Source organism: Nonomuraea sp. NPDC004186, assembly GCF_053603495.1.
Map to the genome: position 1 here is coordinate 85,003 of NZ_JBSGFQ010000002.1, position 13,888 is coordinate 98,890.

The window sequence follows — 13,888 nt, forward strand, 5'->3', positions numbered from 1 at the left end:
CGTGCTACGTCACGACGTTACGCCGGTAGTGGTAGGTCCCGCCCGGCTCACCACGGCGGCCCGGTAGAACTGGAGCATGCATCGCGATCGCACGGTCGGCGAACTGCTGCGGGAGTGGCGCCGGCGCCGCCGGCTGAGCCAGCTCGACCTGGCCGTACAGGCGGACGTGTCCAGCCGGCACATCAGCTTCGTCGAGACAGGCCGTACGGTCCCCAGCCGCCGGATGCTCCTGCACCTGGCCCAGCACCTGGACGTCCCCCTGCGCGAGCGCAACCGGCTCCTGGTCGCCGCCGGGTACGCCCCCGCCTACGAGCGGCGCCCGCTGGAGGACCCGGAGCTGGCGCAGGCGTACGAGGCCATCCAGGGCGTGCTGCGCGGGCACGAGCCGTTCCCCGCCGTCGCCGTGGACCACCACTGGAACGTGCTGCTCAGCAATCCGGCCATGGAGATCTTCCTGGACGGCGTCGACCCGGAGCTCCTGAAATCGCCCGTCAACATGATGCGGCTGGGCCTGGACCCGCGCGGGTTCGCGCCCCGGCTGCAGAATCTGGGGCAGGTACGGGCGTACCTGCTGCCTCGGCTCGCCCGCCAGGCCGCCCGCACGGGAGACCCCGAACTGAGTGCGCTGTACGAGGAACTCCGGTCCTACGGCAGCGAAGACGACCCGCCCACCGCCGGGGCCGCCGACATCGCCATGCCCATCCGGCTCCGGCACGACGGGGTCGAATTGAGCTTCTTCAGCACGATCACGACGTTCGGGGCGGCCTTCGACATCACCCTCGAAGAGATCGCCATCGAAACCCTCTTCCCCGCCGACCCCACGACCACCGCCTACCTGCGTCGCCTGGCCACCTCGTGATCAACAGCTCTCCACTGTCGCCAGTTGCCCGGACAAGGAGCCTCAACGGCATCAGTCTCCGGGTGCGCTGATCACAAAAGGTTTGCGCGAGGGGCGGCGATCAGATAGACCTTGCTGCCGGACTCCTGTCGGCAGGACCGAGGAGCCACGACATCGAGAGGAGGGATAAGCCCATGATCCCCATGATCACTGCGCTTGTGTCCTCCCGGGGCGCGGACCGCGTCTGACCCCGGAGCGGACAGGCGCCTTCACCGGAGAGTGCCTTGACCGTGAAACAGAACGACCTGACCATCCGCCCGATCACCGGGCACGAAGAACTCAACCTCTTCTCCCGACTTCCCTACGTCCTCAACGAGGAGCTGGCGGGCGACCTCGCCGCCGGTCGCCGCCGACCGCAGTGGATGTGGGCGGCCCTTCGCGGCGACCACCTGGTGGCCAGAGCCGCCTGGTGGGCCCGGAACGGCGACGACACACCGTTCCTCTTGGACATTTTCGACATCGACGACAGCAGCGCGGATCACGAGCGCATAGAGATCGGCGTACGCCTGCTGCGGACCGCCATGGCCGAAGTTGTCCCGGCGGGCACCCGTCCCCCCGGGTACAGCCGCATGATCCCGTCTGACTGGCGCGAGGCCGGAGCCACCAGGCGCGTCGTCGAGGACCGCATGGCCGCCCTGGAACGGACCGGCGCCCGCCTGCTCGTCGAACGGCTGCGCCTGGAGTGGCGCCCCGGGACGCCGATCTCCGATCCCGGTGGACGCCTGGCGTTCCGGCCGGTCCGGGACACCGAAGAAATCCTCGCCCTGATGACCTTGGTCCTGGATGGCACGCTGGACGCGCACAGCCGCGACGACCTGACCCGGATGTCCCCCCGCGAAGCGGCGATCAGGCACTATGAGGACGAGCTTGCGCACTACCGGAGCCCGCGAGACTGGTGGCGGGTCGCGACGCTGCCGGACGGCGAGCCGGTGGGGTTCGTCACCCCGGCCCGCAACGACTACAACCCCATCATCGGCTACCTCGCCGTGCTGCCCGCGCACCGAGGCAACGGCTACATCGACGACATCCTTGCCGAAGGCACCCGTATCCTCAGCGCGCAGGACGTCCCGCGTATCCGGGCGGCCACGGATCTCGGCAACGTTCCCATGGCGAGCGCCTTCCAACGCGCCGGATACGTCAACTTCGAACGGACGATCAACATGACCTGGGACTGATCCGGGCATCGGGCGGGAGGCCACAAACGACCTTCCCGCCCGGCTCGGCCGCGTCCGGCGAAAGCCCTTCGGCCCAGCCGGCTCCGTCTGCCGACAGCCATCCCGCGCTGGGAGTCATTCCGAGCAATCGTCACCCCTCACGTCTCACTGCGCGGGCGAGCGAGCAGGCTTGAGTGGGCTCCAGCAGGCCCACCGCGTAACAGGGCGACGGGCGGGCACAGCGAGCGGGGGTTTCGGGGACCGAAGGGGGCGGGAGCCCTCCTGGGGGGCGCTGCCCGCAGCGCCCCTATCGCGGAGGACCGGGCGGTTTCCCGCTCAGGCGGTCTTGTGGCCGGCGCGGAGGAGGCCGTAGGTGACTGCCTGCTCCAGGGCCTGCCACGACGCGTCGATGATGTTCTCCGCCACCCCGACCGTGGCCCACTCGGACGTGTCGTCGCTGGAGGTGATGAGGACGCGGGTGATGGCGTCCGTGCCGTGGGTGCCCTCGAGTATGCGGACCTTGTAGTCCACCAGTTCCAGCTTCGCCAGCTCGGGGTACAGCTGCTCCAGCCCCAGCCGCACGGCCTTGTCCAGGGCGTTGACGGGGCCGTTGCCCTCGCCCGTGGCGACGATGCGCTCGCCCTTGGCGTGGAGCTTGACGGTGGCCTCGCTGACCAGTTCGCCGCCCTTCGTACGCTCCACGATCACGCGCCACGACTCGACCTCGAAGTGGCGCTTGCGCTTGCCCTCCACGGTGTCGCGCAGCAGCAGCTCGAACGACGCGTCCGCGGCCTCGAAGGTGAATCCGCGCGACTCCAGGTCCTTGACGCGTTCGACCAGGGTCTTGGTGTGTTCCGGGGTGAGGTCGTAGCCGAGTTCGCGGCCCTTGAGCTCGACCGAGGCGCGGCCGGCCATGTCGGAGACGAGCATGCGCATGTCGTTGCCGACGGCGGCGGGGTCGATGTGCTGGTAGAGGTTGGGGTCGACCTTGATGGCGCTGGCGTGCAGGCCGGCCTTGTGGGCGAAGGCGGAGGTGCCGACGTACGGGGCGTGGGAGTTGGGGGTGACGTTGGTGACCTCGGTGATCGCGTGGGCGATGCGGGTCATTTCGGCGAGGGCGGTCGTGGGGACGAGGTCGAAGCCGCGCTTGAGCTGGAGGTTCGCCACGACCGTGAAGAGATTGGCGTTGCCGGAGCGCTCGCCGTAGCCGTTCGCGCAGCCCTGTACGTGCGTGGCCCCGGCCTTGACGGCGGCCAGGGTGTTGGCGACGGCGCAGCCGGTGTCGTCGTGGCAGTGGATGCCGACGCGGGCGCTGGTCAGGACGGCCTCGTGGACGATCTCGGCCAGCTCGTCGGGGAGCATGCCGCCGTTCGTGTCGCACAGGGCGATGACGTCGGCCCCGGCTTCGGCGGCGGTCCTGAGGACTTCGAGCGCGTAGGCTGGGTTGGACTTGTAACCGTCGAAGAAGTGCTCGGCGTCGAGGAAGACTCGCTGTCCCTCCGCACGAAGGTGAGAGACCGTGTCGCGGATCATCGCGAGGTTCTCCTGGAGAGTCGTGCGGAGGGCCAGCTCCACGTGCCGGTCGTGGCTCTTGGCGACAAGGGTCACGACCGGCGCGCCGGATTCGCGCAATGCGGCCACCAACGGGTCGTCGGCTGCCTTCACACCGGCTCGGCGGGTCGCACCGAACGCGGCGAGCTGCGCGTGCTTCAGGTCCAGCTCTGTTTGAGCACGCCTGAAGAACTCTGTGTCCTTGGGGTTGGCGCCCGGCCAGCCCCCTTCGATGAAACCGACGCCCAGGCTGTCCAGGTGGCGCGCGACGGCGAGCTTGTCGGCGACGGTGAGGCTGAGCCCCTCCTGCTGAGCGCCGTCACGCAGCGTCGTGTCGTATACGTGGAAGCGGTCGTCGGCCATGAGTCTCTCTTCTCTGGAAGCCTCTGGAAAGCAAAAAGACCCCTCACGGACGTGAGAGGTCTGCGCGCTGGCGGTGTCCCTTGTCAGCCAGCGCGCCTGCTGATAATGAGCAGACCGTAGAACATGGTGCCGCCCAGTCTGCCATACGCATTCAGCATCTGGCACATCGATCTCAGCTTCTGGGACAAGCCTTTACACGGTGACGCCGTCACCACCTGTGATGACGCGCTCGAGCGCGGCCGGGTCGAACGCCTCGTTGCCCAGCAGCTTCCCGTCGAGCAGCACCGTGGGCGTGCCCTGGAGGCGGACCTTCGCGGTCTCCGCCAGATGGGCCTGCGCGTACGACTGCGACCTGACGCACTCGTCCACCGACGCCCCCGCCTGCCTGGCGGCCTTGACCAGGTCCTCGACGGCGAATCCGGACGCCTCGCCGTGCGGCGCGGGCTGCATGGCGTACAGCTCGTCCCTGAAGCCGAGCCAGTTCTCCTCGGGGACGCAGCGGGCGGCAGCGGCGGCGCGGATGGAGTTGGAGCGCATGGGCTCCTCCTGGAAGATCGTCACCGGATGGAAGACGACCTTGACCTTGCCTTCCATGGCGAGTTTCCTGATGGTGCCGTCTACCTTGGCGTGCATGTCCTTGCAGATCGGGCAGTCGAAGTCCTCGTACACGTCCAGCACGGGGGCGTCCCCGCCCCGGTCGGCCAGGACCATCGATCCGTCCATCTGCCGGGTCAGCCGCACCCCGTCGGACGATCGGCCCGGCTCCGAGAACGACACCACCCCGAGTATGGCGATGGCCACGCACGCGAGCGCCACCGCCAGCAACCGCTTCATCATCAGCCCACTCTCACCTCATTGATCGCGCAGACCTTACCCGATGCCGGGAGAATGGATATATGAAGGCATACCTCCTAGATCCCGCCGTAGCACAGTACGTCCTCGCGCACACGACCCCGCCCGACGCCCTGCTGGACGAGCTGGCGAAGGAGACGCTCAGCGCCACCGGGGACGCCGCCGGCATGCAGATCTCGCCCGATCAGGGCACCTTCCTGACCATGATCACCCAGCTCGTGGCGCCCCAGGTCGTCGTCGAGGTGGGGACGTTCACCGGCTACTCGTCCGTGTGCATCGCCAGGGGCCTGTCCGGCGGGCGGCTGCACTGCTTCGACCTGAGCGACGAGTGGACCTCCGTCGCCCGCCGCTACTGGCGCGAGGCCGGGGTGGAGGACCGCGTGACGCTCACGCTCGGGCCCGCGCTGGAGACGCTCGCCGCCTTCGACCAGACCGTCGACCTGGCCTTCCTCGATGCCGACAAGGGCAACTACCCCGGCTACTACGAGCTGCTCATGGAGCGCCTGCGGCCCGGCGGCCTGATCGTGGCGGACAACACGCTGCGCCGGGGCCACGTGGCGGACCCGGCGCACGAGGAGCAGACCACCGTGGAGATCCGGCAGTTCAACGACCTGGTGATGGAGGATCCGCGGGTGACGGTCCTCATGCTGCCGGTCGCGGACGGGATGACCCTGATCAGGAAGAACTAGGCGCGGCGGCCGGGCCCTCGCGGACCCGGCCGTCCCCACTAGACGATCTTGTGGATCCAGTTGTGGGCGTCGGGGCGGGCGCCGTACTGGATGCCCACCAGCTCCTCGCGCACCCGCATCGTCACCGGGCCGGGGTTGCCGTCGGCGACGCTCCAGGAGCGGTCGGCGCCCTTCACCGTGCCCACCGGCGTGACCACGGCCGCCGTGCCGCACGCGAACACCTCGGTGAGCTCCCCGGACTCGCATCCGGCCTGCCACTCGTCGATCGAGATGAGGCGCTCCTCGGTCTCCAGGCCCAGGTCGCCGGCCAGCTCCAGGATCGACTCCCTGGTGATGCCGGGCAGCAGGGTGCCGGTCAGCGCGGGGGTGACGAGCTTGTCGCCGAAGACGAAGAACAGGTTCATCCCGCCCATCTCCTCGACGTACTTGTGCTCGTGAGCGTCCAGCCACACCACCTGGTCGCAGCCGTTCTCCACGGCCTGCCGCTGCGCGACGAACGCGGCCGCGTAGTTGCCGCCGCACTTCGCGAAGCCCGTGCCGCCGGGGGCGGCCCGCGTGTACTCGGTGGACAGCCAGACGGAGACGGGCTTGAGCCCACCCGTGAAGTACGAGGCCGCCGGGGAGGCGATGACCATGTACTTGTACGACTTCGACGGGTAGTTGACACCGAGCCCCGCCTGGGTGGCGATCATGAAGGGGCGCAGGTAGAGGCTGTGACCCTCGGTCGTGGGCACCCATTCCCTGTCGGTCTGGACGAGGAGCTCGAGCGACTCCACGAAAGCCTCCTCCGGCAGCTCCGGCATGGCCATCCGGAGCGCGGAGCGGTTGAAGCGGGCGGCGTTCGCGTACGGGCGGAACGCGACGATCGAGCCATTGGCCTGGCGGTAGGCCTTGAGCCCCTCGAACAGCTCCTGCGCGTAGTGGAAGACCGAGGTGGCCGGGTCGAGCGAGAGCGGGCCGTACGGAAGGAGCTTGGCGTCGTGCCAGCCCTGCCCCTCGGTGTAGTCGATCGAGACCATGTGATCCGTGAAGGTCTGCCCGAAGCCGGGGTTCGCCAGTACCTGCTCCCGCTCGGCCGCGGTGCGAGCGTGGTCGGATAGCTGCACGTCGAAGCTGAGCTTCTGAGCGATGGTCATGACGTCGGTCCTTCTCTCTGCGAATCTGCCCAAATCTACAAGAAATCTGCGGATCGGTGCTGGTGAGCGGGCGCTGCCCGGAAGGCAGTCCCGGTACTTCCTATTGTCTCGCTATATGGGATGGCAAGCGGCCAATGCGGCGATCAGCCCTTTTGGACGCAAAAAAGCGCCTGGCGGCCCTCGTCGGACCACCAGGCGCGTTGGGGGCTAGGCGGTCCTAGCCGGATACTCGCGCGGTGATGTCGTCACCGATCTCGTGGGTGGTGCGGCCCGCCCAGCCGGCCAGCCGCTCGAGGATGTCATCGGCGACCGCCTGCTCGACCTTGGCCGCCTCGGTGTGCAGGCCCAGGTGGTCGAGAAGCATGGCGACGGACAGGATGGTCGCGGTCGGGTCGGCCTTGCCCTGGCCGGCGATGTCGGGGGCGCTGCCGTGCACCGGCTCGAACATGCTCGGCGCGGACCGCTCGGGGTTGATGTTGCCGCTGGCGGCCAGGCCGATGCCGCCCGCGATGGCGGCGCCCAGGTCGGTGATGATGTCGCCGAACAGGTTGTCGGTGACGACCACGTCGAACCGTTCCGGCTGGCTCACGAAGAACATCGAGGCCGCGTCGATGTGGCAGTAGTCGGTCGTGACGTCGGGGTATTCCGCCGCCAGGCGGTTGACCGTGCGCTGCCACAGGTCACCGGCGAAGGTGAGGACGTTGGTCTTGTGGACGAGCGTCAGCTTCTTGCGCGGCCGCGTGACGGCCTTCTCGAACGCGTAGCGCACCACGCGCTCGACACCGTAGGCGGTGTTGAGCGACTCCTGGGTGGCGATCTCGTGCGGGGTGCCGCGCCGCATGGCGCCGCCGGTGCCCGCGTAGAGGCCCTCGGTGCCCTCGCGGACGACGATCATGTCGATGTTCTCCGGCGGCGTGTCCGCCAGCGGGGTCTCCACGCCGGGGAACAGCTTGACCGGGCGCAGGTTGACGTAGTGGTCGAACTCGAAGCGGAGCCGCAGCAGCAGATCGCGCTCGAGGATGCCCGGCGGCACGCTGGGGTCGCCCACGGCGCCGAGCAGGATCGCGTCGTAGCCGCGCAGCTCTTCGAGCACGGCGTCGGGCAGCGTCTCGCCGGTACGGTGATAGCGTGCGGCTCCCAGGTCGTAGTGAGTGGGCTCGATCTTCGTGCCAACTGCCTCCAGGACCTTGAGCCCTTCGGCCACGACCTCGGTGCCGATCCCATCGCCGGGGATGACGGCCAGACGGATGTTACGCGACTCCATGGGCGGTACCTTACCGCGTCGTCTCGGCTGACGAACACTTCATCTCATCTTTCGGACGCCCCCTTTGTCCGGTATTGCGGTTCTTTGACCGTTTCGTTAAAGTCACCGACCAGCCTAATCCGCGCGCCGTTGCGTGGAGTCGGGGACCCACATTCCCCCTGGGGCGAGTCGGCATCCCCATGCCGTAGGGCTACTTCCAGGCCCGAGCCCGTCAGCTAACCCGGCCGGCCGTATGGAAGGACAGACCCCTGTCTCGAATCGCCATTGTCCTGGCGGCGGGCGCCGCCGGGCTCATGCTGGCCTCCCCAGCCCATGCCTCGTCCAAGCTCGACGACCTCACCACCCTGACCGGCGGCCAGATCAAGGAAATCCAGGAGAAACAGGCTCCGAAGCCCGCCTGGAAGGTCGCCATCAAGTTCGCCATGAGCAAGCGCGGCACCCCGTACGTGTGGGGCGGCGCCAGCCCGAGCGGATACGACTGCTCCGGGCTCATGCTCAGGGCGTACGAGCACGCCGGAATCGAACTCCCCCGCACCGCCGCCGAACAGTACGGCGCGTTCACCAAGAAGATCGCCTGGAAGGACCTCAAACCCGGCGATCTGGTCTTCTTCCACGGCCTCGGGCATGTCGGGATGATCTCCCGGCCCGGCTACATGGTCCACTCGCCGCACACGGGTGACGTGGTCAAGGAAGAGCGCCTGACCTCCTGGCGCAGAGACTCCTTCGTGGGTGGCGTCCGCCCCGACCGCAAGGGCGTACGCCTCTGGTCCAAGCTCCAGGAGCAGCGCGACGAAACGCCCACCACCCTCACGGCCACCCTGTAGGAGGCTGCGGCGTCCGCCTCCCCACGCGACGGTCAGGGGAGGCGGGCGTCGAAGATGAGCTCCCAGGCACGGGTCCTGGCGCGGGCCACCGCGCCCAGCAGGACGCCGCTGTCCCCCAGCGTGCTGGCCACCACCGACGGCCGCAGCGGGCCGAGCTCGGCGATGCGGGCCTCGATGGACTCCCCCAGGAGGTCCAGGTTGCGGCCCACGCCGCCGCTGAGCACGATCACCTCCGGATCCAGCACGGCGGCCACCGCCACCAGCAGGCCGCCGATGCGGCGCCCCTCGGCCTCCACCACCGAGCGGGCCACTCTGTCGCCGGAGGCCGCCGCGGCGAAGACCTTCTTGGCCGTCCGCAGGCTCAGGCCGGCGGCGCGGGCCGCGCGGACCACTCCGGGCGCGGCGGCGACCGCCTCCGTGGCGCCGTGGGCCAGGGCGTCACCGGCCGGCGGCGCCGGGTCCTCGGTCGCGGGCAGGTACGAGACCTCCCCCGCCGCTCCCCGGGCGCCCACGTACAGCTCACCGTTGATCACGATGCCCATCCCGACGCCGGTGCCGACGGACACCAGCGCGAAGTTGGACGTGCCGCGCCCCGCCCCGTGCGTGTGCTCGCCGACGGCGGCCAGGTTGATGTCGTTCTCGATGACGAGGTCGACCTCCATCTCGCCGCGCAGGCGCTCGGCCAGGTCGGAGCCGGGCAGGTTGGGGGCGAACTCCAGGCGGCCGAGCTCCGGGTCGTACACGCCGGGCGTGCCGACGACGGCGCAGGCGATGTCGGGCCAGTCGACGCCGGCCTCGTAGGCGGCGGCCCGGCACAGCTGTCCGACCAGGAGGGCCAGTTCGGCGGAGGTGAGGGCGGTGTTGCGCCCGTCCCTCCGGCCGGCGAATTTCCCGCGCAGGTCGGCGACGGCGACCCTGATCCAGTCACGCCCGATGTCGACGCCGGCGACGTGGGTGGCGGCGGCGTTGACGTCGTACAGGGACGTGACCGGCCCCGGGCGGCCGGAGACCTCGCCGACGAGGTGAACGAGCCCGTCCACCTCCAGCCCGGCCAGGGCCGCGGACACCGTGGGCTTCGACAGGCCGGTGATCTTGGCGAGGTCGGTGCGCGAGGCGGGGCCGTGCTCCTGAAGATGGTCGAGCAGGCGGCGCTCGTTCAGCACTCGCAGCATCCGCGGATTACCCAGGTCGCCCCGCATCTCACCCTCCTTGAGGAAACAGAGCCTAGCCAACTCGCCTGATAGTAAATTACCTTTCTTACCAAGCACAGGGGCGGCACATCCGGAAGGACGAAGTGCGATGCACCGAGCATGGCGATCAATCCCTGTCGCGGCGGTCCTCCTGGCCGCCGCCTGCGGAAACGCCGGGAACAGTGCCGGAAACGGCACCGGCGCCACCACCACCACGACCACGCAGAACCAGGGCGGCAAGACGATCGCGCTGTTCCTGCCCGAGTCCAAGACCACCCGGTACGAGGCGTTCGACCGCCCGCTGTTCGAGGCGAAGGTCAAGTCGCTCTGCCCCGACTGCAAGATCCTCTACAGCAACGCCGAGCAGGACGCCCCCAAGCAGCAGCAACAGGTCGAGGCCGCGCTCACCCAGCAGGCCGACGTGCTCGTGCTCGACGCCGTGGACGCCAACGCCGTGGCTCCCCTGGTGAACCAGGCCGAGCAGAAGAAGGTCCCGGTCATCGCCTACGACCGGCTGATCTCGGGGATCGACTACGCGTACTACGTCTCGTTCAACAACGTACGGGTGGGCGAGATGCAGGGCCAGGCCCTGCTCGACGCCATGACCGCCAGGGGCACGGCGGCGAAGGGCCAGATCGTGATGATCCACGGCTCCCCCACCGACCCCAGCTCGGCCGACTACAAGAAGGGCGCCAAGAGCGTGCTGGACGGGAAGGTGAAGGTCGGCAGGGAGTTCGACACGCCGGACTGGAGCCCCGACAAGGCGCAGCAGGAGATGGAGCAGGCCATCACCGCGCTGGGCAAGGACACCATCACCGGTGTGCTGTCCGCGAACGACGGCATGGCGGGCGGCGCGATCGCGGCCATGAAGCGCGCGGGCTACAAGCAGCTCCCGCCGATCACCGGCCAGGACGCCGAGCTGGCCGCCGTCCAGCGCATCCTCACCGGCGAGCAGTACATGACCATATATCTGGACATCAGGGCGGAGGCGGAGAAGTCCGCCGAGCTCGCCGTCGCCGTCGCCAAGGGCGAGCAGCCCACCGCGCCCGCCAAGGTCAACAACGGCGCGGCCGACATCCCGGCGTTCCTCCTCGACCCCATCCCCGTCACGGCCGACAAGGTCAAGGACACGATCGTGAAGGACGGCTTCTACACCGCCGCCCAGCTCTGCACGGGCGAGGTCAAGGCCGCCTGTGAGAAGCAGGGCATCGAGTAGATGCTCTCGGCGACAGACATCTCCAAACGGTACGGGGCGGTCCAGGCGCTCGACGGGGCCCGCCTGGACCTGCGCCCCGGCGAGGTCGTGGCCCTCATGGGCGACAACGGCGCGGGCAAGTCCACGCTGGTCAAGGCCATCTCGGGGGTCGTGACGCCGGACGCCGGCACGATCACCGTGGACGGCTCGCCGGTCAGGATCGCCAACCCGCACGACGCGCAGGCCCTCGGCGTCTCGACCGTCTACCAGGACCTCGCGCTCTGCGAGAACCTCGACGTCGTGGCCAACCTCTTCCTGGGCACCGAGCGCCGCCGCGGCTCGCTGCTGCGCCACATCGCCATGGAACGCGCGACCCGCGACCTCCTCGGCCAGCTCGACGTGCGCATCAGGGACATCAGGGTGCCGGTCGCCATGCTGTCGGGCGGCCAGCGGCAGTCGGTGGCCATCGCCAGGGCGCTCATCGGCGAGCCACGGCTGGTCATCCTCGACGAGCCCACGGCGGCCCTGGGGGTCGAGCAGACGGCGCAGGTGCTGGCGCTGATCGGGCGGCTGCGCGAGCGCGGGCTCGCGGTGCTGGTCATCTCGCACAACCTCGCCGACGTACGCGCGGTGAGCGACCGCGTGGTGGTGCTGCGGCTGGGCCGCAACGCCGGTGAGTTCACCACGGCCACCGCCTCCCAGGAGGAGATCGTGGCCGCGATCACGGGGGCGGGGACATGACCGACACGCTGGTACGCAGCCCGTACACGCCGAAGGTCGCCGTCGAGCGGCTGCGCCAGGGGGACGTCGGCGCATGGCCGGTGGTCGGCGGGCTGATCGCGATCGCGATCGTGTTCAGCACGCTCAACGACCGCTTCCTGTCCCCCGAGAACCTCACCAACCTCGTGCTCCAGATGGCCGCCACCGGCACGATCGCGCTCGGCATCATCATGGTGCTGCTGCTCGGCGAGATCGACCTGTCGGCGGGCTCGGTCAGCGGCCTGTGCGCCACGATCATGACGATCGTCCACGTCAAGCAGGGCTGGAACCCGCTGCTCGCCATCCTCCTGGCGCTCGCCGTGGGCGCGGCGATCGGGTTCCTGCACGGCCTGATGCTGACCAAGCTGCGGATGCCGTCGTTCGTCGTGACGCTGGCCGGGCTGATGGGCTGGCTGGGCCTGCTGCTCTACCTGCTGCGGCAGGGCGGGACGATCAACCTGCCGTTCACCGGCTTCATCTCCAAGCTGAGCGACACCTGGCTGCCGGGCTGGCTCGCGTGGACGGTCGCGGCGGCCCTGGTGGCCGTGTCGGCGGGCGCGTCGCTCGCGGTCAGGAGGCTGCGGCTGGCGGCCGGGCTGCCGGTGACGCCGCTGTGGTGGTCGCTGGCCAAGGCGGGCGGGCTGGCGGTGCTGCTCGCCGCGGCGGTGATCGTCATGTCGGCGGACCGCGGCGTGCCGCTCCTGCTGATCATCTTCGGGGCGCTGGTGGTGCTGCTCGACCTCATGCTGAGGCACACCACGTTCGGGCGGCACCTGTACGCCGTCGGCGGCAACGCCGAGGCCGCCAGGCGCGCCGGCATCAACGTCACCAGGATCAGGATCCTCGCGTTCATGCTGGCCTCCACGCTGGCCGCGGCCGGGGGCATCCTCGCCGCCAGCCGCCTGTCGGCCGTCAACCAGGGCTCGGGCGGCAGCGACATCCTCCTCATGGCGATCGCCACCGCGGTCATCGGCGGCACCTCGCTGTTCGGCGGGCGCGGCCGGGCCTACGACGCGCTGCTCGGCGTCCTGGTCATCCAGGCCATCTCCAACGGCATGTACCTGCTCAGCGTGGACTCCTCGGTGCGGTTCATGGTGACCGCCGCGGTGCTGGCGCTGGCCGTGGCCATCGACTCGCTCGCCCGCAGGGGCGCCGCCCGGTGACCCGGGTTCTGGGCATCGACGTGGGCGGGACGAAGGTGGCCATCGGGGTGTCCACGGCCGACGGCCCCGCGCTGTCCGCCCACGTCCGCCTGGACACCGGGCCTGACACGCTCGCGCGGGCGCTCGCGGCGGCCCGGGCCCTGGACGGCGCGCCCGCCGCGGTGGGCTTCTCGACGTGCGGGGTGATCCGCGATGGCGTGGTGCGGCTCGCCCCGAACGTCCCCGGCTGGGAGGGCCTCGAACTGCCGAGGCTGCTCCAGGAGGCGTACGGCGCCACTCCGGTGTCCATCGACAACGACGTGAACGCGGCGGCCGCCGCGGAGCTGCGCTGGGGCGCTCTGCGCGGGGTCTCCACGGGCGTCTACCTGAACCTGGGCACCGGCCTGGCGGCGGCCCTGGTGGTGGACGGCCAGGTGGTGCCGGGCGCCCACGGCGCGGCAGGCGAGATCGGCTACCTCCAGGTGACGCCGGGCGAGCCCGCCTTCGCCGACGGCCGGGTGCCCCTGGAGGAGCGCGTCGCGGGCGGCGCGCTGGCCGCCCGCGGCACCGCCCTCCTGGGCCGCCCCGTCACGGCGGCCGAGCTCCTGGGCGGAGGTCACGCGCGGGAGCTGGTGGACGAGGCGCTGCGGACGCTGGCCATGAGCGTGGCGAACCTGTGCGTGGTCCTCGATCCCGAGCGCCTGGTGGTCGGCGGCGGCATGATGGGCGCGGCGGAGCTGATCCTGCCGAGGCTGGCGGCCGAGGTCGGCCGGGCGGTGCCGTTCCCGCCGGAGGTGCGCCCGGCCCGCTTCGCGGACGACGCGCCCCTGCTGGGCGCGCTGGCGCTGGCCCGCGCGGCGGTAGCGTAGGG

13 protein-coding genes and 1 riboswitch are annotated in these 13,888 nt (G+C 70.0%); of the genes, 8 read left to right on the plus strand and 5 right to left on the minus strand.

Translation table 11 applies throughout. The features are described from left to right. The first annotated feature begins 76 nt into the window (after positions 1–76). Both ACWEPL_RS02020 and ACWEPL_RS02025 read left to right on the plus strand, forming a co-directional pair. Positions 77–859 (plus strand): helix-turn-helix domain-containing protein, encoded by a 783-nt coding sequence (locus ACWEPL_RS02020; protein WP_355208834.1) that lies wholly within the window; start codon positions 77–79, stop codon positions 857–859. A gap of 263 nt (positions 860–1,122) precedes the next feature. Then, positions 1,123–2,073 carry a GNAT family N-acetyltransferase gene (locus tag ACWEPL_RS02025; protein WP_452434742.1) on the plus strand — a complete coding sequence of 317 codons (951 nt, stop codon included), beginning with the start codon at positions 1,123–1,125 and terminating at the stop codon, positions 2,071–2,073. A gap of 315 nt (positions 2,074–2,388) precedes the next feature. Here ACWEPL_RS02025 and cimA read toward each other — a convergent pair whose 3' ends face one another. Next, positions 2,389–3,966, minus strand: coding sequence for a citramalate synthase (cimA, locus tag ACWEPL_RS02030; protein WP_350729667.1), 1,578 nt, complete (start codon positions 3,964–3,966; stop codon positions 2,389–2,391). A 192-nt stretch (positions 3,967–4,158) separates the two neighbouring features. Then, positions 4,159–4,803: a DsbA family protein gene (locus ACWEPL_RS02035; protein ID WP_355208828.1), complete on the minus strand. Its 645-nt coding sequence runs from the start codon at positions 4,801–4,803 to the stop codon at positions 4,159–4,161. A 59-nt stretch (positions 4,804–4,862) separates the two neighbouring features. Here ACWEPL_RS02035 and ACWEPL_RS02040 point away from each other — a divergent pair, with 59 nt between their 5' ends. Next, positions 4,863–5,507 (plus strand): O-methyltransferase, encoded by a 645-nt coding sequence (locus ACWEPL_RS02040; RefSeq protein WP_350729663.1) that lies wholly within the window; start codon positions 4,863–4,865, stop codon positions 5,505–5,507. Positions 5,508–5,545: 38 nt separating this feature from the next. Here the strand turns inward: ACWEPL_RS02040 and ACWEPL_RS02045 are convergent, their stop codons facing one another. Both ACWEPL_RS02045 and ACWEPL_RS02050 read right to left on the minus strand, forming a co-directional pair. Further along, positions 5,546–6,643 (minus strand): branched-chain amino acid aminotransferase, encoded by a 1,098-nt coding sequence (locus tag ACWEPL_RS02045; RefSeq protein ID WP_350729662.1) that lies wholly within the window; start codon positions 6,641–6,643, stop codon positions 5,546–5,548. Between the two features lie 217 nt (positions 6,644–6,860). Beyond that, a complete protein-coding gene (locus ACWEPL_RS02050; protein WP_397373053.1) occupies positions 6,861–7,907 on the minus strand; it encodes a 3-isopropylmalate dehydrogenase in 1,047 nt (348 codons plus the stop codon). A 101-nt stretch (positions 7,908–8,008) separates the two neighbouring features. Then, positions 8,009–8,152: riboswitch (cyclic di-AMP (ydaO/yuaA leader) on the plus strand. 48 nt (positions 8,153–8,200) lie between these two features. On the opposite strand from ACWEPL_RS02050, the gene ACWEPL_RS02055 reads away from it, so the two are divergent. Next, positions 8,201–8,731 (plus strand): C40 family peptidase, encoded by a 531-nt coding sequence (locus ACWEPL_RS02055; protein WP_363976099.1) that lies wholly within the window; start codon positions 8,201–8,203, stop codon positions 8,729–8,731. 32 nt (positions 8,732–8,763) lie between these two features. Here the strand turns inward: ACWEPL_RS02055 and ACWEPL_RS02060 are convergent, their stop codons facing one another. Continuing rightward, positions 8,764–9,930: an ROK family protein gene (locus ACWEPL_RS02060; RefSeq protein ID WP_452434745.1), complete on the minus strand. Its 1,167-nt coding sequence runs from the start codon at positions 9,928–9,930 to the stop codon at positions 8,764–8,766. A gap of 100 nt (positions 9,931–10,030) precedes the next feature. Between ACWEPL_RS02060 and ACWEPL_RS02065 the strand changes: the two genes are divergently transcribed. Genes ACWEPL_RS02065 through ACWEPL_RS02080 form a run of 4 tightly spaced genes read left to right on the plus strand, consistent with a single transcriptional unit; the run spans position 10,031 to position 13,886 of the window. Beyond that, positions 10,031–11,137, plus strand: a complete 1,107-nt coding sequence (locus tag ACWEPL_RS02065; RefSeq protein ID WP_452434747.1) for a sugar ABC transporter substrate-binding protein — start codon at positions 10,031–10,033, stop codon at positions 11,135–11,137. After that, positions 11,138–11,857 (plus strand): ATP-binding cassette domain-containing protein, encoded by a 720-nt coding sequence (locus ACWEPL_RS02070; RefSeq protein WP_350729654.1) that lies wholly within the window; start codon positions 11,138–11,140, stop codon positions 11,855–11,857. It begins immediately after the preceding gene. Further along, entirely contained in the window at positions 11,854–13,038 is a 1,185-nt protein-coding gene (locus tag ACWEPL_RS02075; protein WP_363976111.1) for a sugar ABC transporter permease, read from the plus strand. Before ACWEPL_RS02070 ends, ACWEPL_RS02075 begins: the two co-directional genes overlap by 4 nt. Continuing rightward, positions 13,035–13,886 (plus strand): ROK family protein, encoded by an 852-nt coding sequence (locus ACWEPL_RS02080; RefSeq protein WP_452434748.1) that lies wholly within the window; start codon positions 13,035–13,037, stop codon positions 13,884–13,886. The genes ACWEPL_RS02075 and ACWEPL_RS02080 overlap by 4 nt, the downstream gene beginning before the upstream one ends. Positions 13,887–13,888 lie beyond the last annotated feature (2 nt).